The sequence below is a fragment of the Flavobacterium paronense genome, assembly GCF_030409795.1.
Lineage (GTDB): Bacteria > Bacteroidota > Bacteroidia > Flavobacteriales > Flavobacteriaceae > Flavobacterium > Flavobacterium paronense.
This window is the reverse complement of record NZ_JAUFQN010000019.1, coordinates 2,442,359-2,463,509: the sequence shown is the minus strand read 5'-3', so window position 1 is coordinate 2,463,509 and position 21,151 is coordinate 2,442,359. Positions and strand designations below refer to the sequence as shown.

Below are 21,151 nucleotides of genomic sequence, written 5' to 3'. Positions count from 1 at the left end.
ATGAACCTAAAAAACTCCCAATTAGAAGTAGACAACTGGATTAAAAATCACGGCGTTCGCTACTTCAATGAGCTAACAAATATGGCACAACTCACTGAAGAAGTGGGTGAAGTTGCCAGAATTATTGCACGCCGTTACGGAGAACAATCTGAAAAAGAAAGTGATAAAAACAAAGACCTTGGCGAAGAATTAGCTGATGTGGTTTTTGTAGTTTTGTGCTTGGCGAACCAAACCGGAATCGATTTACAAGCCGCTTTTGATAAAAAAATGGATTTAAAAACGAATCGTGACCACGACCGTCATCACAATAACGATAAACTAAAGTAGTATTAAGATAGGAGTATTAAGTAGTAAGATTTTCTCTATTTATCTTTGTATTTCTTTGTGCTTCTCTGTGAAAAAACAAAAATGAATTTACTTTTAAAATTAGCAACGTGTAACCAACAATCTTCCATCAAAATAACTGGAAGTAAATCAGAAACTAACAGATTGTTGTTGCTTCAGTCCTTATATCCAAATCTGATTTTAGAAAACACATCCAATTCAGATGATTCAGAGGTGATGACAAAAGCATTATTAAGCAATGATTCGGTTATAGATATTCATCATGCCGGTACAGCCATGCGTTTCTTAACAGCTTTTTTTGCCATCCAAGAAAATAGGGAAGTTGTGCTTACTGGTTCATCCCGAATGAAAGAACGCCCAATTAAAATTTTAGTAGATGCTTTGCGACAACTCGGAGCTGAAATTAATTATGAAGAAAACGAAGGTTTTCCTCCTATTAAAATCAAAGGGAAAAAAGTAACTCAGAATAAAGTTTCCCTTCCGGCAAATGTCAGCAGTCAATATATTTCGGCACTTTTACTTATAGCACCGAAACTCGAAAATGGTTTGGAACTTACCTTACAAGGAGAAATCACTTCTGTTCCCTACATTAAAATGACATTGGCGATGCTAAATGAAATTGGAGTAGAAACTTCCTTTGAAAATAATAAAATTATAGTTAAACCACAACCCCAAAAACCAAAACCACAAACCCTTTCGGTAGAAAGCGATTGGTCTTCAGCATCTTATTTTTATTCCATAGTAGCACTTTCCGAAATCGGAACCCAAATTACATTGTCGAGTTATAAAAAAGACAGCTTACAAGGCGATTCGGTTTTAGCTGATATCTATAAAGATTTTGGAGTAGAAACGACTTATGAAAACAATAAAATTCAACTAAGAAAAGGCAATAATTATCAATTATCAACTATCAATTGTCAATTAAATTCCTCTCCCGACATCGCTCAAACCATAGCGGTAACTTGCTTCGGATTAGGATTAGGTTGCCATTTAACAGGTTTACATACACTAAAAATAAAAGAAACAGATAGATTATTAGCTTTGAAAACCGAATTGGAAAAACTCGGAGCGTCAGTTACTATTTCTGATGAAAGTCTCACACTTGAGGCTTCCTCTAAAATAAATGCAAACATAAGAATCGAAACCTACCAAGACCACCGAATGGCAATGGCTTTTGCGCCTCTAGCACTTAATACCAATATCATAATTGAAGAAGCTGAAGTGGTTTCAAAATCGTATCCAACCTTTTGGGAAGATTTAAAATGTATTGGTTTTAACATTTCTGAACTTTAGTAAGGCCTCAGAACCTAAGCAACTCAGTACTTCAGAACCTTTTACAAAAATAAACACCAAAACACTTGACATTCGCTATCTCACGATAGTATATTTGCAGGCGTTTGAAATTATGAGCAGAACTCATAACTCATAACTTATAACCCATAACTTTTACAGATGAAATTATCTCATTTCCAGTTCAATCTTCCAGCCGAATTATTAGCTGAATATCCAGCAGAAAACAGAGACGAATCCAGATTAATGGTTGTCAACAGAAAAACAAAAACTATAGAACACAAAACATTTAAGGACATTATCGATTATTTTGATGATGGCGATGTAATGATTTTGAACAATACCAAAGTTTTTCCAGCTCGTATGTATGGAAACAAAGAAAAAACAGGAGCACGTATTGAGGTTTTCTTATTAAGAGAATTAAATGCAGAGCAACGCCTTTGGGATGTTTTAGTTGATCCGGCACGTAAAATCAGAATTGGAAACAAACTTTATTTTGGCGACGATGATTCACTAGTTGCTGAGGTAATCGACAACACTACTTCTCGTGGAAGAACCTTACGTTTTTTATATGATGGTTCGTATGACGAATTCAGAAGAAAATTAACCGAACTTGGAGAAACGCCAATTCCAAAATACATCAACCGTGAAGTAACCGAAGAAGATGCCGAGCGTTACCAAACGATTTATGCCAAAGAAGAAGGAGCAGTAGCCGCTCCAACTGCTGGTTTACACTTTTCTAAACATCTTTTAAAGAAATTAGAAATCAAAGGAGTCAACTTTGCCGAAGTAACACTACACGTTGGTTTAGGGACATTCAATCCAGTGGAAGTAGAAGATTTATCAAAACACAAAATGGACTCAGAAGAGTTGATTATTACTCAAGAAGCTTGTGATATTGTCAACAGTGCAAAGATTAGAAAGAGTAAAATTTGCTGCATCGGTACCACTTCTATGCGTGCTATTGAAAGTTCCGTTTCATCGCAAAGAACCTTAAATCCATTTACTGGCTGGACCAATAAATTTATTTTTCCACCACATGATTTCAGTATTGCTGATTGTATGGTAACAAACTTCCACACACCAAAATCAACTTTACTGATGATGATTTCTGCATTCTGTGGTCATGATTTAATGAAAAAAGCATATGAAGAAGCAATCAAAGAAAAATACCGTTTCTATTCTTATGGAGATGCAATGTTGATTATTTAATCTGAACTTGTTTCTGATTCTCAATAAAATCAATCCTGTCAGCAATGGCGGGATTTTTTTTAGCCAAACTTTCGGGAATTCTTTAAACTCTATTCCTGCTGTCCGCACTACACGGTAGTTGCTCCCATCAGGGCTAGATACAATCGTCAGCACAAAAAGACTCGGATTTAAAACTCCGTGAATCTCTTTCTTTCTCTGTGCATCTCTGTGAAATAATTTTTTTTTCAATACTTTTACGCGACAAACAAACTACACCAATGACTTTCCAAAATACACGCGAATTTGCTCAACAACTCGACACCCAAGACGAATTAAAACAGTATCGCAACGAATTTCTATTTCCACAACACAATGGTAAAAACGTAATATATTTTACAGGAAATTCATTGGGATTGCAGCCAAAAAGAACCAAACAATACGTTGATGAGGTGATGAAAGATTGGGCTGATTTGGCAGTTGAAGGACATTTCTATGCCGAAAAACCATGGTGGGATTATCACGAGCGATTTGCCAATCCGTTAAGCACATTAGTAGGAGCAAAACCTTCCGAAGTTACAGTCATGAATACCTTGACGGTAAATTTGCATTTGTTAATGGTGTCATTTTATCGTCCAACAAAAACGCGTTACAAAATCATCTGTGAAGAAAAAGCGTTTCCCTCCGACCAATATATGTTCCAAAGCCAAGTTAATTTTCACGGTTATAAAACGGAAGATGCTATTGTAGAAATTAAAAGAAGAGACGGCGAACACAACATTCGTTTAGAAGATATAATTGCTAAAATAAATGAAGTTGGTGATGAATTAGCTTTGGTATTATTTGGAGGCGTAAATTATTATACCGGACAAGTTTTCGACATGAAAACCATCACCGAAGCAGGTCATAAAGCAGGAGCAATGGTAGGTTTTGACTTGGCTCATGCAGCCGGAAATATAAAATTAGAATTACACGATTGGAATATCGATTTTGCGGCATGGTGTTCTTATAAATATATGAATTCCGGACCGGGAAATGCTTCGGGTTGTTTTATTCACGAAAAGCATCATGCTAATAAAGACTTGCCGCGTTTTGGTGGTTGGTGGGCTCAAAACAAAGAAAGACGTTTTTTGATGGAACCTACTTTCGACCCAATTGTAGGTGCTGATGGTTGGCAAATAAGTAATTTGCCTATCTTGTCTTTGGCACCCTATTTAGCTTCTGTAGAACTGTTTGCCGAAGTTGGAATGGAAAAATTAATCAGAAAAAGAAATCAAATCACTAGCTATTTAGAATTCATACTGCATGAAATAGATAAAGATATTGAAGGAACTGAATTCGAAATTATAACTCCGGCAAATCAACAAGAACGTGCCTGTCAACTTTCTGTTTTTCTGCACGGACAAGGCAGAAGTTTATTTGATTATTTGATGAAAAACGGCGTTATAACGGATTGGCGAGAACCTAATGTAATCCGATTCGCGCCTGTGCCTTTTTACTGTTCCTATGAAGATATGTATGAATTCGGACAAATCCTAAAACAGGGAATTTTATCTTTAAAATAATTTGATTTCTTAAAAACAATTCGTTGATTTGCAAATCATTATTAACCAATACCACTAAATTAACTAATAAAAGAATGAAACTAAAATTACATTTCGCAACTTTAGCATTTTCAGTAATCTCATTTGCTGGTTATGCTCAAGTTTCTCAAAACGAAGTTGCCGCAAGACAATGGATACAATCACATGCTAAAGACTTTAAAATTAAATCATCAGACACTTTTAAATTATCTTTTGTGACAAAAGGTTTGGCGGGAGAAACACTTCGCTTTCAACAAATGATGAATAATGTTCCAGTTTATCACTCAGAAATTGTGGTTAATTTTAACCCGAGTAATGAATTGGTTTTCACATCAGATTCTTATGACAGCACTATAGAAAATGTTGCTACAACTCCAAATCTTTCTAAAGAAGCTGCTTTGGATGCTTCTAGAAAAAGCTTGAACATTACCGGTGAATATACTGTTGCCGAAAATAATTTAGTTGTTACTAAAGTTAACGACCAAACTAAATTAGTTTACAAAGTGGTTACCAATCCACAAAGCGGTAATGGAAGCTGGGAAGTTTTAGTTGATGCTCAGACTGGAAGTATTTTAAGTACAAAAGATGTGGCTCTTTACCATCATAAAAAAGGGAACACAAATAACACTATTAAAAAAACAAATCCAATGCTACCAATGGCTCCTTTAGCTTTTGTATCGGGAACAGCTATGGTGTATATGTCTGATCCATTGTCCTATGCTCATGTAGCTTATGGTACTACTGGTTATGTTGATGGGAATGATGCTGATACTGCACAATTGACTGCAGCAAGAACTTCAGTGACTTTGCCTGAAATTGATTTAACAGCTGGAGTTTATAAGTTAAAAAGTTCTTATGTTGAAATTACTGATTTTGAAACACCAACAACTAGCTTGTTTACACAAGCAACAAGTGCTTTCAATTTCACAAGATCTAATAACGCTTTTGAAGCAGTAAATGTTTTTTATCATTTAGATAAAAGTTTACGCTATATAAATGAGACATTGGGTATTGCATGCAGACCATCATTAAATGGTGGTGTTCTTAGATATGATCCTTCAGGATTAAGTGGTGCTGATAATTCACATTTTCTTTCAACTACAGATCAAATAGCTTTTGGCGAAGGTTGTGTTGATGATGCCGAAGATGCCGATGTTATTTGGCACGAGTTTGGTCACGGAGTTCATAAATGGATGACTAATGGAAACGTTTCGCAGTATTTAGGGGAAGGGAATAGTGACTATTGGGCGCAATCATACAGTAGAAGTTTAAACCAATGGACTGCTTCAGACGCAGCCTCGCAGTATATGTTCAGTTGGGATGGTCATAACACTTGTTGGGCTGGAAGGTCAACAGATTATTTTGGAGTATATCCTGGTGATTTAGTAGGTTTACAAGGTGGTGCAGCCCACACTGACGGACAAATATGGGTAACAGCTTTGATGCAAATATGGGATGAGATTGGTAGAACAAAAACCGACAAAGCATTTTTACAAGGTTTAGCATTAACTAATAGTTCTACAGATCAGCAAAATGCCGCAAGGGCAGTAAGACAGGCTGCCATTAATATGAATTACCCTTGTGCAGATATTCAGGTATTTACTCAAAAATTCACAGACAGAGGATATGTCATGCCAGCTTTAACATTAACAATGGCCGCCATTGCTAATCAAACAGTTGTTGCTGATGCATCCAATACGTATACTTTACCAAGCTATGCTGCATTAGCTAATCCGATAACTGATAATTGCGATGCAACCTTAACACAAAGTCCTGTGATAGGTACAGTTTTAGTACCTGGAACTTATACAATTACCATGGTCGCAACAAGTGGAACTACAGTGACAAGAACATTCCAACTTACAATAACATCATCTTTAGGGATTAAGGAATCAGTTAAAAATAACTTTGTGTTATATCCAAATCCGGCTGCAACTACCTTAAACGTAAAAGGTAATTTTGATAGCAATGAAAGTGTTACTGTCTTCAATATGTTAGGGCAAACAGTTTTGACAAAAGCAGTAATTTCAAATGAAGAAAGTATAGATATTACATCTTTAGCAAAAGGCATTTATAACGTTTATTTCAACAACGCCAAAGTAACTTATAAGTTCATAAAAGAATAAATAAAATCAAAGCAGTAAAAAAGCCATCTCGTTCTAAAAAACAAGATGGCTTTTTTATATCCAAGTCAAAATTACTTTGCAATCCCGAACTTTCGGGATAACTTTGCTACTTCAATTTTTAAGACCATGACTAAGCAACAAATCATAGCTACTTTCGATCCAAGTCAACCCGGTTTAGCGGATGCCACTATTTTTGGATTACCATTTTCAGCTGAACAATCAGAAATCATTATTATTCCGGTGCCATGGGAAGTAACGGTAAGTTATGGAGCTGGAGCTTCTGATGGACCAGACGCCGTTTTGAACGCATCATTTCAGGTAGATTTAAACCATCAGGACTTTCCGGAACTATGGAAACTCGGAATGTTTTACGATGAAGCGCCAGAACATTGGAAAATTAATTCAAATAGTTACAAATCATTGGCCCAACCTATAATTCAAGCACTTGAAAAGGGTGAAGATTTGAACAAGCATCCAAGTTTGCTTTCAGACTTGGAAACCATCAACAAAGCTTGTCGTGATTTACATACTGAAGTAAAAGAGAAAGTGCTTTTTTGGATGAAACAAGGAAAGAAAGTCGCCCTTCTTGGAGGCGACCATTCTACGCCATTGGGATATTATGAAGCTTTGTCATCTGTCCATGATAACTTTGGAATCTTGCATTTAGATGCCCATATGGATATGCGAATTGCCTATGAAGGTTTTACGTTTTCACATGCTTCAATAATGTATAATGCCTTGCAGATTCCTCAGATTTCAAAAATAGTTCAGGTTGGCATTCGCGATTTCTGTGAACAAGAAGTTGAAGTTGTGCAACAAGCTAAAGAAAGAGTTTTAGTAAACACTGATGCCGATATGAAAGCGGAAACCTTTGAAGGGAAAACATGGGCGGAACAATGTGATGCTATACTTGCCAGTTTGCCCCAAAAAGTGTGTGTCAGTTTTGATATTGATGGCATGTATCAATGGTATGCACCCAATACAGGTACGCCAGTTCCCGGAGGCTTTTCATTTGAGCAAGCCACTTATTTGTTCAACAAATTAGCAGCAAGTGGTAAAGAAATAATTGGTTTTGATTTAGTAGAGGTGGCGCCCGGCGAAACCGATTGGGATGGCAATGTTGGAGCCCGTATGTTATTTCACATGTGTGGAATGTTAGCCAAAAATAACGGCTTGAATGTTGGTCAGAAAATAAAATTCCGTTAATACAAAATGCAATTAATGAACACTATTTCCCCAAATTCAATTAATGATTTGGGGATTTTTTTATTCAACTTTCTTTCTCTCGCCAATTTGCTGACGCCACATCGCATAATACAACCCTTTTTCTTCCAGTAAAGCTTCGTGTTTTCCTTGCTCGATAATTTTTCCTTGCTCGAGTACAAATATCTTATCAGCATGCATTACGGTTGATAATCGATGAGCAATTAAAACTGTGATTCTGTTTTTGTCCGAAATATTTCTGATTGTTGCATTGATTTCTTCCTCAGTAATCGAATCTAAAGCTGAGGTAGCTTCGTCAAATATCAATAAATTTGGATTCCTCAAAATCGCACGAGCAATTGATAATCGTTGTTTTTCGCCACCGGAAACTTTAATTCCGCCTTCACCAATGGTTGAATTCAATCCATCCTCGGCGCGTTCTAATAATTTGTCGCAGCTGGCTTTATGCAATACTTCAAGCAGTTCTTTATCGGATGCAGATGGTTTTACAAACAATAAATTTTCTCTAATTGTTCCCGAAAATAATTGGGCGTCTTGTGTTACAAAACCGAGTTGTTTTCTTAAATCCAATAAATCTATTTCAGATGAGTCAATCGAATTGTATTTTACATGACCTTTTGCCGGAGGATATAATCCAACCAAAAGTTTTACCAATGTCGTTTTTCCGGCACCGGACGGACCAACAAATGCGACAGTCTCTCCTTGTTTAATATCGAAATTTATATCTTCAACCGCAGGATATTTTGCTGATTTGTGTTTGAAACTAACATTCGAGAAATGAAGCGATTCAACAGCGCCAATTTGCTTAGCATTTTTCGGACGATATTCTTTCGGAGCATTTAATAATTCTTTGAAGTTTTCCATAGAGACTTTAGTTTCGTTTAGTGCAATAATAAACGAACCTAATTCTTGTAACGGTCCAAAAATAAAGAAGGTAAAAAATACCATCGTCAACAAATCACCAACAATTATTTTTTCTCCAAACAGAAAATAATATAACGTAAACACCACACAAGTCCGTAAAAAATGAACCGTAGTTCCTTGTATAAAACTCAAACTTCTGATAAAACGAATTTTTTGAAGTTCAAGTTGCAGGATTTTCAAAGTGTTTAAATTCAGACGTTTTTCCTCTTGATAGGTTAAACCTAAACTCTTTACCAGCTCAATATTTCTTAAGCTTTCTGTAGTCGAACCTGCTAAAGAATTGGTTTGTGTGACGATTTTTCGGGAAACAATTTTTATTTTTTTACCCAAATAAGAACTAATAAGCGCAATAATTGGCGCCGTAATCAAAAAGATAATTGAGATTCTATAATCTATTCTGGACACATAAACAATCACAAAAATAAATCCGATAACGGTCTGAAATATCAATGAAATTGAAAGCGTAATTAACTTTTCAGAATCAATTCTTACCTTAGTTAATTTGCTTAATGTCTCACCACTGCGCTGGTCCTCAAACTCTTCATAAGGCAGATCCAATGATTTTTTAATTCCGTCTGTATACATCTCAGCTCCGGTTCGCTGTATCACAATATTCGTAAAATAATCCTGAAAGTTTTTTGTAATTCTGGAAATCATCGCTGCGCCTAATGACAATCCAAGCCAAAACGAAACCGATTTGATAAAACCAATTTCATTGCCTTTATACTTGGCGATGCCAACACCGCAATCCTGCATCAATTTACCAGTAATTACCGAATCGGATAAGCTAAAACAAATGTTTATGGCAGCCATTAAAAGCGCAAAAAACAACAGCATTTTATGTTTTTTGAGATAAGCATATAATAGTTTCATGAAGTATAAAATTTTGAATGTCAAAAGTAGAAAATAAATAGGTACTAAGCTTGTCTTTGGATTGTATTACTTTATAATTTGATAGAGAAGTTGGCCTTAAAAAATCATTTCGTATTTTTGAAGTTTAAAATTTTAAAATGGACTTCACTACTAAAATTCCAATCGAGAAATCAAACAATCCTATAAGCTATGATTCTAAAATTATAGCATTGGGATCCTGTTTTGCAGAGAATATGGCCGAGAAGTTTAGCTATTTTAAATTCCAAAATGAGGTTAATCCGTTTGGGATAATTTTTAATCCAGTTTCTATTGAAAACTTGGTATCGAGAGTTATCAATAATCAAAAATTTACCGAAGACGATGTTTTTTTTCACAACGATTTGTGGCATTGTTATGAAGTGCATTCCGAGTTAAGTCATCCGGATAAAGAAACATTTTTAACTAATCTGAATCTGATAATCCAACAATCTAACAATCTAATAACCCAATCTACACACGTCATAATCACTTACGGAACATCATGGGTTTATCGAAATAAATCTTCTCAAAAAATTGTAGCCAATTGTCATAAAGTACCACAAAGTCAATTTGACAAAGAGATTTTATCAGTTGAAGTAATTGAAAAATCAATTCAAAACACAATGGATTTAATCAAAAAAATCAATCCAAATTGTGCTTTCATCTTCACAATTTCTCCTGTTCGCCACGTCAAAGATGGTTTTGTAGAAAACCAAAGAAGCAAGGCGCATTTGATAACTGCAATGCATGAAATTATCAATTATCAATTATCAATTATCAATTATTTTCCCAGCTATGAACTAATGATGGACGAACTTCGCGATTATCGTTTTTATGCCGAAGACATGTTACATCCAAGCCAAACAGCGATTGATTACATTTGGATTTGTTTTTTCGAAAACTATATTGAAGAAGAAAATCATGCTTTAATGGGTGAAATTTGCAGCATTCAAAAGGCATTGTTACATCGTCCTTTCAATCCTGATTCTAAGGAGCATCAGCTTTTTTTACTGTCTGTCAAAGAAAAAATAGATAAACTCCAATATCAGTTTCCTTATATAAGATTTTAAAAAATACGTCATTTGTCGTATATGTTAAATTTTTATTTAATTGTAAATTTGTTATGTAACTAACAACCAAATAAATGAAAATTTGTAAAACTATTTTAGTATTCGCATTTTTTATGTTGTGTACTAATACGCTCTCTGCTCAAAACGTCTTTACTCAAAGGCCTGTCTTGACTGATGAAGAAGAGGTTTCGGCAACAGTAACTAAAGAGATTGACGAAATTTTTCAATCTTCAGATTTCCTGAAGAAGAAAAATAAAAAATATGCTGATGTCAAGGGAACTATGGTTATAGATATTGGCGTAGTTCAAAATGGAAAAGTTTCTTCCTTTTTTAAAGTAGATAGTGAAATAAAAAATATTGACTTTATCAATTTCATGTCGGATTACATTTTGCAACACAAATTCCAATTTAAACTTCAAAAGCAACAACGGTATAAAATTCGGTATACCGTAACATTTTAAAACCTAACAATAAAAACAATAGAAACAATGAAAAAAGCAACATTTGTATTGTTAGCACTCAGCTTGACGTGCACAATACCAGCATCAGCCCAATTTGGGAAATTATTAGACAAAGTTAAGGGCAAATCATCAGCCGGAAAAAAATCGGGAAGTTTTGCCACGGTTTGGGAATCGGAATTTGATAACAAAGCATCAAGATTAGCTTTATGTGATGGTGATGGTCAATACATTATTGGAACAGATGATAATTCAGCTTCAGTTTTAAATTCAGAAGGAAAAGTTATCTGGAGTGGTGATTATAAAAGATTAACCACCAATAAAACCAATAATTCGGAATACCAATATACCATTTGGAAAGAAAATGGGGGATACTTATTTCTGTTTGATAAAAGAAGTTTAGGAACAGACAGAGTAGCGGTATTAGATTTAGCAACCGGAAAAGAATTATGGAATTCAGAATTATATCAAGATCTTATTCCAAAAGGCGGAACAAAAACAGAGGAAGGTTCTGATCAGGGAGAGTTAGAAACGGTTAAATATATCTATGAGTTAGATTCATTTTTAATTTCACAGAGAAACTCAGTGATTTTGGTTAAAGCCAATACAGGAGAAAAAGTTTGGGAAACCAATCGTTTTAAAGGCGGTGTGGGAAAATATATTTATGATGCCAAAAGAAACGAAATCATTATGGTGAATTTCAAACCAACAGCTCTTGGGGCATTATTTTCTGGATTTAAAAATCAATTGGTTAGAATAAATGCGGTTAACGGTGATGTAGTTTGGGATGCCACTTTTAGAGGAACTATTGAAAAAGAATTGGTAACCCGCAGAGCTATTATTGATTTATGGATTAAAGGAGATAAAATATTTATGTACCTAGACGGATTGAATGTGTATGATTATAACACAGGACAAAAACTTTGGGAAGCGCTTTATGAAAATGATATGGGCGGCGGTGGCGGCGGAATGTTCAGTAATTCAGCACGAAAAAAATATTACCGAACACTTGCTGATCCTTTGTTTACAAATGATGCTGTTTACTTGGTAATGCTTGGTACAAGAGACAGAACAAAATATGTTGAAAAACATGATTTAGCCTCAGGAAAATTGCTTTGGGCTTCCGAAAAAATAACAGGTGCTTTTTGTATGCCAAACATCTATAAAACGGGTGATAAAGTAATGGTGCAAGTAGGAGGAAAAGTGCAAGTGCAAGAATACAGATTAGAAGAAACGTCTAGTGGATTATCAGCAGGAATGGCTTTAGGTGGATTTGGTGGCGGAACTGTAAAACAATGGGTTCCTTATATTTATTGGGATTACAAAGCACAAAAGAACAGTGTGCTGGCATTGGATGACAAAACCGGAACAACAGCTTGGCGATCTGAAAAATTTGATAAAAGAATTACCGATTTAATTATTGATAACGACAAAACTGTTTTTGTTGGTGATGGAGATGAATTTTATGGATATGATATAGCTTCAGGTAATCAATTGTTCGATGTAAAACACAATGATGCCAAAGTTGGAAAAGCAACAGACGTTATTGATTTTGGAGACAGAGTGGTAGTGCTTTCTGAAAAAGGATTAGCCGCTTATAATAAGAAAGATGGTTCACGTGCTTATGCATCTGATAAAATTAAAGGCGTAGATTATTTCTATCATATTGGTGATAATTATTTCTTGAGAGATCAACGAAATAGTAAAAATATCATATACGGAATTGACATGACCAATGGCGACACAAAAGGTTCGGTTCAATCTAAAGGAAAAGGCGGAAGCCCAAAATATGGTTCAGGAATCGATATTACTTCTGACGGAGAATACATCTTTGCTTTCAAAGGCAAAAAAGTAGAAAAAATAAAAGTAAATAATTAGAATTTTTAGTTAGTACAAAAGGACTGTAACTTGAAAATTACAGTCCTTTTTTAATTCTTAGTATTATGAAAACGATAGTCACTCTTTTTTCTTTTTTCTTTTTTCTTTTCTCTGCAGATGCTCAGCAAGTGCAATGGGCCAATAAATTGATAAAATATTCTTCCGATTTAGGAGGAAAACAATTTGGAATAAAAAGAATTCTGGGAAAACCAGATGCTTTTCCGCAAGCCGGAAATAGCCCAAATGCCTGGACACCTAAAAAAGCTCTTGATGGGTATGAATGGGTTGAAGTGAGTTTTGAGAAACCACAAACCGTTAAGCAAGTTGCCGTTTTCGAAAACCTAAATGCAGGTTGTGTCGTGAAAATTGGAGTTGATACAGGTTCCGGAAAATATGAAACAGTTTGGTCCCGAAAAACAAATTATAAAACACCAACTTTTAAAGCTACTATTCCGGCCGATCATGCTTATTACTTTAAGCGGAAAAGAAGAAAAGTACAGGAAGCACCTGATGTTCTTAATCCGGGTATAGAACATGCAATTATAGAAAGTGCAGTTTCTGGCGTTGTTGCTGTTAGGGTTGAATTCAATTTTGCACTGCTACCGGGACAAAAGCAAATTGACGCTATTGGAATTTCAGATTCAGAAACGCCCCTTGATGCCAAAATAAATACAAACGAAGCTTTTGATAAATTGCAACCTTCAACTACAGTTGCTTTAGATGGAATAACGCCAACAAACCCTACACTAACCAGTGATGGTAAGAAAATGTATATCACCGCAGTTGATGAAGACAAAGACTTGATTTATTCTTTTTCAAAAAATGCAGATGGTAGCTGGGGGAATAAAACCATAGAAACAGTTTTAAATACTGGTGCAACGTATAACTATATTGACTATGCCAGTGCTGATTTTCTATTAAAAGGAGGAAACAAATATGACAAAGGTACCAATGAAACTGGTTATGAGATTTTTTCAACTAAGAATGCTACTTATGAAGCGGTTGGCCCGATAAAAGTTACCGCTTACAATAATTATGAAGATACATCAGATGCTACAATGACAGCTGATGGGAAAGTCCTAATAATGTGTTTAGAAACTGATTTTACACAAGGCGGAATTGATTTATATTTTGCGCAACAAAAAGAAGATGGAACCTATGGTTTTTTACAAAATATGGGTAAAATAATCAATTCAGGTGCAGATGAAGATATGGCGCAACTTCTTTCTGATCAAAAGACATTACTATTTAGCAGTAATGGATTCAGTGGTTATGGGAATTTTGATATCTATGTTTCCTATCGATTGGATGACACATGGAAAAACTGGTCTGAACCAATAAATCTTGGAAGTAAGATTAATTCCAGTGAATTTGACGGCTTACCTTATTATGATGAAAAAAATGAAACCCTCTATTTCATTACTTCTGTTGATGGTATTAATGTTTTAAAGTCAATTGCTATTCCTAAAAATAAATTAACAAAACAAAATTAAGTAACTAAATACGATAAATGTCGTATTGATTCATGGTGGTTTAAAGCTCAAATTTGTACTATAACTTTAAAACAAAGAAAGCATGAAAACCATGAACACAATTAAACATTTTAGTTTTGCATTAGTAGTAGCCTTAATAACAACTTTATCATCATGTAGCAGCGATAGTAATAGCGGAGGAGGAACGGCTGCACTTGGAACATTGAAAGCAAAAATTGGAGGCACTAACTTTACTTCAATAACACAAGGAACAATGGCTGTAGACGCATTCAACGGTTCGTATCATAACTTCTCTATTTCTGGAGTTGACGCAAGCGGAAAATCAATAATTTTAACAATACTTGCTACAGAAATTACGGCAGGTACAACATATCAATTTGAAGAAAGTAATGCTACTTTATTTGCATCATGTGCTTATTCAGAGATTAACATAAACAACCCTACAGTATCACAAAGTTGGGGTGCGCCTTATGATGGTGGTGGAAATTCGGGTTCAATCACCATAACTAGTAAAACAGCTTCTAATGTACAAGGAACATTTAGTCTAACTGTGGGTAATCCAGAAACGGTTACTACTAGATCAATTACTAACGGTTCATTTAATATTAATATTACTGCGGGTAATTAATTTTAAATAAATTAGTTAAAAAAAGAAGGTAAGTTTTAAACTTATTTAAAACCAAGAAACCATCAAGATAATCTTCTTGATGGTTTTTTTAGAATTAATTTCATTTGTATTTTATAAAATACGATGAATGCCGTATTGTAACAATAGTGCTTTTACAGCAAATTTACAGTATCAAAATATCACTCAAAACGAATACATTTAACAGTGGCCAATGACAACTATTTTAGCTCTAATTACTATTTTGTTTTTAGTATTAATTATTTATTTAATTATTAAAATTCAACTTGACCGTCAAAAATTTCATTCTAGGATTAAAATTTTAGAAGATTTTATCGTTCAAATAAGTAATGAGCAAAAATCTCAAAACAATCAATTGGAATTGTCAGAAGAGTTAAAACATAAATTACTTCAAATTAATGCTACACTTAATAAAGACATCTATGATTTAAACTTTAAATTGGTTGAGGAATTATATCCAAGAAAATGACAATTAAGAATATTTTAATTATTTTTATAAGATTCTAAGCCATTTTTATGAAGAAACTTCTCCTTATACTATATCTTTTTACCGGACTTTCTTCAGCACAAAGTATTGATAGTATTCTTAAATATTATGACAATAATCACATTTCTAATCCCGAAAAAGCAAAATGGTTCCTAGAAAGAGGAATACAACTTGCCGAAAAGAAACACGATAAAAATAAAAAAGCCATTTTTTTGGTAAAATTAATTGCCCAAAAAACTTCCGTTCGAGATTACGACGGTGCTTTTAAAAGATTTTATATTGCTAGGAAATACGCTATTGATAACAACATTAAATTGCAAGAAGCTTGTGCTTACAGCGAAATTGCAGAAACATGTTATTACAAGGAAGATTTAGACCAAGCGTTAAAATATTTTCAAATTGCAGGTAAATTGTTTGCGAAGATTGATGATAAAATAGGCGTTGTCATTTCCAAAAGTAATATGTCTGATATATACCAAATTAAAGGAAAATATGATTTTGCCATTATAAATTTATTGGAAGCTACAAAAAGCATTGACACCACTCAATACCTTTATATAAAAACAGCTATGTTCAATAACATTGCTATTTTATATCGGAAAATTGATGACTATAAAAAGTCTGAGCAAAGTGTGAGAAAAGCATTAAAGTGCGCTCTCAACGACAAAGCAAATGTCGAAAATTTATCTACTTCCTATATTTTACTAGCCGATTTATTGCAGGACAGAAAAGCATATAAAGAATCAGAAATGTATTTAGATAAAGAAGAAAAATTAATTGATTCGTTATCATTATATCCACAAAGATTCGACTTGTTAAAATCAAAAGGCAGTTTAAATGTTTCCTTAAAAAAATATGAAGCCGCAAAAAATATTCTACAAGAAGCTCTAGTTATTGGGAAAAAGTATAATAGAAATAAACAAGAATTTTTTTCTTTAAAATCAAACTTAGCTTTTTGTTATCTCAAGACAAATGAAAGTAACAAAGCTATTTTACTTTATGAAGATTTGCTCAAAGAGGCAAAAGAAGATAGCCGAATGGATGATATTTCAAAAACCTATCTCGATCTTTCAAATGCCTATTCTAAAAATGGAAACTACAAAAAAGCATATGAAAATCACACGCAATTTGTTATCTACAACGATAGTATTTTAGGAAAAGAAAAGCATAAGTTTTTTATGGATGCCGAGGTAAAATATCAAACTGCTAAAAAGGAAAAGCTTCTGGCAGAGAATAAAACAAAACTGCTAAAAAAAGATGCCGAAGCAAAACAGCGTAATAGTTTGATAATTGGATTATTACTACTAGCTGTATTTTTGTGCATCACAGGTTTCTTGATTTACCGTCAACAAAAACTCAAAAATCAGCAGCAAGAGCAGGAGTTTGAGCTTAAATCTGCTATTTCCAAAATAGAAACTCAAAATAAATTACAAGAACAACGATTACAAATTTCAAGAGATTTGCATGACAATATTGGTTCGCAATTAACGTTTATAATTTCATCAGTTGACAATATTAAGTACGCTTTTGAAATTCAAAATTCAAAATTAGACAGTAAGCTTTCCAGCATTAGCAATTTTGCTAAATCAACAATTGTAGAGCTTCGAGACACCATTTGGGCAATGAATAACAGTGAAATTACGCTGGAAGATTTGCAGACAAGAATCCACAATTTTATTGATAAAGCCAAAGAAGCCAAAGAGGAAATCGTATTTACTTTCAACATAGACAAAAGTTTAACGAGTATAAAGTTCACCTCTATTGAAGGCATGAATATTTACAGAACCATTCAGGAAGCAATAAATAATAGTATGAAGTATGCTGATTCAAATCAAATAGATATTGATATCATCCCATTTGAAAACGATATTTCAATTACAATTCAAGATAACGGAAAAGGATTCGACAGTCAACACGTTGATTTAGGAAACGGAATTGCTAACATGAAAAAAAGAATCGAAGAAATAGGTGGAAAGATACACATAGATTCCAATGTTGGTATTGGAACTGAAATTAATATAACACTACCAAAATAAATCATGAAACGAATAGTGCTATTATTGCTATGCTGTATGTTGGGTTTTAATGTTGGCTTTACGCAAAATGCTCAAATACAAATTGACAACTTAAAAAAGGAACTTCAAAGCAATCCTGACGCAAAGCGAACAGCAACAATTTATTCTGATTTAACTTGGTATTTTTCAAAAATCGCTACCGATTCTGCTTTGTATTATGGCGGCAAAGCGATACAGGAATCTAAGAAATTGGGCGATTCCACTTTAATGGCTCAAATATTTAGTGATGTTGGTGCCGTTTATTTTATTAAAGGTGATTTTCAAAACTCGAAAGCAAATTATCTAACGGCATATAAAATCAGAAAGCTAAGAAATGATTTAAAAGGATTGGCAAAAATCAATAATAATTTGGCCAACATTTATGAAAAGACAGAACAATTTAAACCGGCAATGGCCTCTTTTTTAGAAGCATTACATTATTTTGAAAGTACAAAAGACGAAAAAAATGCTAGTATCACTAAGGGTAATATTGGATTAATTTTACTCAAATTAAAAGATTACCGTAAAGCTTTAAAATACATCAGCGACGTTGTTAAATACCAAGAAAAAAATAATTTTACCGAAGAGTTATGTGTTTCCTGTCTGAATTTAGGGAATGTTTATCTTCAGATGAATGACACGCTGAACGCTTTGAATTACTACAATAAAAGTGTCAAAGCATGCACAGCTGTTGGCAACAACAAAGGAATTTCTTCAGGATATAACAATATTGCTACTATTAAAACGGAACAAAAAAAATCTAAGGATGCACAGGCCTTTTATCAGAAATCAAAAAATGCAAGAGAGCAGTTAAACTCTACTTTAGACAAAGCCAATTTTGATTTTAATTTGGCAAAAGAATGCATAACAAATAAAAAATACAGCAATGCAAAAACCTTGTTGTTGTCTACAAAAAAAGCATACGAAAAGGGAAGTCTAAATGATAAACTGCAAGTAAATTATAATTCCTTAATAATTGTTTCTTCTTATCTAAATCAGCCGGATAGCGTAAATTATTACGTTAATAAATTGGCTGTTTTAAATGAACAAATGCTTGTCAACAATACGGTTAAACAAACAGCTGAATTAGAAACGAAATACCAAACTGAAAAAAAAGAAAAACTTCTTTTAAAATCTAAGGCAGAAATAGTCATTCGGGAACTGAAATTAAAAAGAAAGGAAACGCAGTTTCTAATTTTAGCGTTAATTTCATTTACATTAATAATCATTGTATTCTTGGTTTACCGCCAACAAAAACTTAAAAACAAGCAACAGGAACAAGAATTTGAACTTAAATCGGCAATTTCTAAAATAGAAACCCAAAATAAATTACAGGAACAACGCTTGCAAATTTCAAGAGATTTGCATGATAATATTGGTTCGCAGCTAACGTTTATCATTTCATCTGTTGATAATATTAAATACGCTTTTGAAATTCAAAATTCAAAGTTAGATGATAAACTTTCCAACATTAGCAATTTTGCCAAGTCAACAATTATTGAACTTAGAGACACCATTTGGGCAATGAATAATAGTGATATAACACTAGAAGATTTACAAACCCGTATTCATAATTTTGTTGAAAAAGCAAAAGAAGCAAAAGCAGAAATACAATTTTTGTTTCAAATAGAAGATAGTTTAAAAGATATAAAATTCACATCAATAGAGGGAATGAATATTTATAGAACAATTCAAGAAGCCATAAACAATAGTATTAAATATGCTAAAGCTACTAGCATTAAAATTGATATCAAATCAGTAAGTGATTCTTTAGTCATAACAATAGTTGATAACGGGAAAGGTTTTGAAACTGATAAAATAGAATTGGGTAACGGTATTAATAATATGAAAAAAAGAATTCATGATATTAACGGAGAAATTGAAATAAATTCAACTCTAAAAACCGGAACGACAGTTCAAATTAAGCTCCCTAAAAGTTAAAAATACTACTCATTGAATTTAAAAAATACGCTTTTATGCGTATTTTTTTGTGTTTTGTTGTAGCCTAGATTTGCCTTATAACTTTTAAAAATCAATACAATGAAATCAAAAAATTATTTTACTAAAATTGCTTCGACACTATTTTTATTATTTGCATTAAACAGTAATGCAAATAATGTTGAAATTACAGGAACTTCAGTATCAGGTTCAAATATTACTTTTAATATCAGTTGGGAAAATAGCTGGAATGCCAATGTGGCACCAGCCAATTGGGATGCTGTTTGGGTATTCATAAAATATCAAGATTGTAACACGCGACTATGGGCACACGCTGGATTAAGCACGGTTTCAGGAGATCACACTGCAGGTTCGCCATTGCAAGTTGATACAGTAACTGACGGTCGTGGAGTATTCATTCGTAGAAGTGCTTTAGGCGGTGGTAACATAGGAGCTACTTCAATTACTTTAAAAATGACAATACCTGCCGGAACATACAACTATAAAGTTTTTGGTATTGAAATGGTAAATGTACCACAAGCAGCTTATGATTTAGGTGATGGTGTAAGTGCCTCAACATTCAATAGTATTTCAGTTAATGCAGCTTCTCAATCAGGCGGAATTAGTGCTGCAACTATTGGCGGCGGCGGTCCATCAATTCCTGCAACTTTTCCTGTTGGGTATAATTCTTTTTACTGTATGAAATATGAAATTTCTCAATTGCAATATGTAGAATTTTTAAATTCATTAACCTTTGCTCAACAACAATCACGTATTACTTCTGATCCAACAAGTGTAGCAGGTACGTATGTAGTTTACGGTAGTTATGCTTACAGAAACGGAATCGTGATTGAAACACCAGGTAATAATGCTGCAATTCCAGCTGTATTTGGTTGTGATGCTACAGCTGGTGTTGTTAATAATGTAAATGATGGTCAAAGTGTAGCCATGTCAAATTTAAGTTGGGGTGACTTAGCTGCCTATTTAGATTGGGCTGCTTTAAGACCAATGACCGAATTAGAATTTGAAAAAGTATGTCGTGGTACACTACCTAGAGTGGCTGGTGAATATCCTTGGGGTGATACCAATATTAATGCGTTTTATAGCTCAACAATTGAAAATGCATTACAACCAACAGAAACCGAAACTACAGTTGTAAATGGTAGATGTGCAGTTGCAATAGGAACTTCTAGCACATTATATGGACCATTAAAAGTAGGTGTTTTTGCAACAGCTTCTTCAGGAAGATCTTCTGCTGGTGCAGCGTATTATGGTGCAATGGAAATGGGTGGAAATCTTTGGGAAAGAACAATTTCAGTAGCTAATGCAACTGGTGTTGCTTTTACTGGTAATCTTGGTGACGGAACTTTAACACCAATCGGAAATGCTAATCAAGCCACTTGGCCAGATGTAACAACTGGATTAGGAACTGGAGCAAGAGGAGGAGAATATGTAAGCACCGCTCCTTATGTAAGAATATCTGATAGATCTTTTGCAGGAACAGCAAGTGGAGCAAGAAGCTATACTAACGGTGGTCGTGGTGTAAGATAGTAATC

Annotated in this window: 16 protein-coding genes; 15 read left to right on the top strand and 1 reads right to left on the bottom strand. The window is 33.9% G+C overall.

The window, feature by feature from the left end; genetic code table 11:
• The 6 genes from QWY90_RS11965 to QWY90_RS11940 all read left to right on the top strand — a co-directional run bounded on the left by QWY90_RS11965 (position 1) and on the right by QWY90_RS11940 (position 7,738).
• The gene (locus tag QWY90_RS11965; RefSeq protein WP_290286172.1) at positions 1-327 is read left to right on the top strand and encodes a nucleotide pyrophosphohydrolase; all 327 of its coding nucleotides are present in this window, start codon (positions 1-3) and stop codon (positions 325-327) included.
• 81 nt (positions 328-408) lie between these two features.
• Positions 409-1,638, top strand: a complete 1,230-nt coding sequence (gene aroA / locus QWY90_RS11960; RefSeq protein WP_290286171.1) for a 3-phosphoshikimate 1-carboxyvinyltransferase — start codon at positions 409-411, stop codon at positions 1,636-1,638.
• Positions 1,639-1,797: 159 nt separating this feature from the next.
• Positions 1,798-2,847 (top strand): tRNA preQ1(34) S-adenosylmethionine ribosyltransferase-isomerase QueA, encoded by a 1,050-nt coding sequence (gene queA, locus QWY90_RS11955; protein WP_290286169.1) that lies wholly within the window; start codon positions 1,798-1,800, stop codon positions 2,845-2,847.
• A gap of 257 nt (positions 2,848-3,104) precedes the next feature.
• The gene (gene kynU, locus QWY90_RS11950) at positions 3,105-4,388 is read left to right on the top strand and encodes a kynureninase (RefSeq protein WP_290286168.1); all 1,284 of its coding nucleotides are present in this window, start codon (positions 3,105-3,107) and stop codon (positions 4,386-4,388) included.
• Between the two features lie 74 nt (positions 4,389-4,462).
• A complete protein-coding gene (locus QWY90_RS11945) occupies positions 4,463-6,532 on the top strand; it encodes a T9SS type A sorting domain-containing protein (protein ID WP_290286167.1) in 2,070 nt (689 codons plus the stop codon).
• A gap of 126 nt (positions 6,533-6,658) precedes the next feature.
• Positions 6,659-7,738 (top strand): agmatinase family protein, encoded by a 1,080-nt coding sequence (locus tag QWY90_RS11940; protein WP_290286166.1) that lies wholly within the window; start codon positions 6,659-6,661, stop codon positions 7,736-7,738.
• A 60-nt stretch (positions 7,739-7,798) separates the two neighbouring features.
• Here QWY90_RS11940 and QWY90_RS11935 read toward each other — a convergent pair whose 3' ends face one another.
• On the bottom strand, positions 7,799-9,553 hold the full coding sequence (locus QWY90_RS11935; protein WP_290286164.1) for an ABC transporter ATP-binding protein: 1,755 nt from the start codon (positions 9,551-9,553) through the stop codon (positions 7,799-7,801).
• Between the two features lie 137 nt (positions 9,554-9,690).
• Between QWY90_RS11935 and QWY90_RS11930 the strand changes: the two genes are divergently transcribed.
• The 9 genes from QWY90_RS11930 (at position 9,691) to QWY90_RS11890 (ending at position 21,146) form a co-directional block, all read left to right on the top strand.
• On the top strand, positions 9,691-10,641 hold the full coding sequence (locus tag QWY90_RS11930; RefSeq protein ID WP_290286163.1) for a GSCFA domain-containing protein: 951 nt from the start codon (positions 9,691-9,693) through the stop codon (positions 10,639-10,641).
• Positions 10,642-10,715: 74 nt separating this feature from the next.
• Entirely contained in the window at positions 10,716-11,102 is a 387-nt protein-coding gene (locus QWY90_RS11925; RefSeq protein ID WP_290286162.1) for a hypothetical protein, read from the top strand.
• Between the two features lie 27 nt (positions 11,103-11,129).
• Entirely contained in the window at positions 11,130-12,977 is a 1,848-nt protein-coding gene (locus tag QWY90_RS11920; protein WP_290286161.1) for an outer membrane protein assembly factor BamB family protein, read from the top strand.
• A gap of 65 nt (positions 12,978-13,042) precedes the next feature.
• Entirely contained in the window at positions 13,043-14,470 is a 1,428-nt protein-coding gene (locus QWY90_RS11915) for a hypothetical protein (protein ID WP_290286160.1), read from the top strand.
• 82 nt (positions 14,471-14,552) lie between these two features.
• On the top strand, positions 14,553-15,098 hold the full coding sequence (locus QWY90_RS11910) for a hypothetical protein (protein ID WP_290286159.1): 546 nt from the start codon (positions 14,553-14,555) through the stop codon (positions 15,096-15,098).
• Positions 15,099-15,309: 211 nt separating this feature from the next.
• A complete protein-coding gene (locus QWY90_RS11905; RefSeq protein WP_290286158.1) occupies positions 15,310-15,585 on the top strand; it encodes a hypothetical protein in 276 nt (91 codons plus the stop codon).
• A 47-nt stretch (positions 15,586-15,632) separates the two neighbouring features.
• The gene (locus tag QWY90_RS11900) at positions 15,633-17,639 is read left to right on the top strand and encodes a tetratricopeptide repeat-containing sensor histidine kinase (protein WP_290286157.1); all 2,007 of its coding nucleotides are present in this window, start codon (positions 15,633-15,635) and stop codon (positions 17,637-17,639) included.
• A gap of 3 nt (positions 17,640-17,642) precedes the next feature.
• Positions 17,643-19,598 carry a tetratricopeptide repeat-containing sensor histidine kinase gene (locus QWY90_RS11895; protein WP_290286155.1) on the top strand — a complete coding sequence of 652 codons (1,956 nt, stop codon included), beginning with the start codon at positions 17,643-17,645 and terminating at the stop codon, positions 19,596-19,598.
• 99 nt (positions 19,599-19,697) lie between these two features.
• Positions 19,698-21,146, top strand: coding sequence for an SUMF1/EgtB/PvdO family nonheme iron enzyme (locus tag QWY90_RS11890; protein WP_290286154.1), 1,449 nt, complete (start codon positions 19,698-19,700; stop codon positions 21,144-21,146).
• The last annotated feature ends 5 nt before the right edge of the window (positions 21,147-21,151 follow it).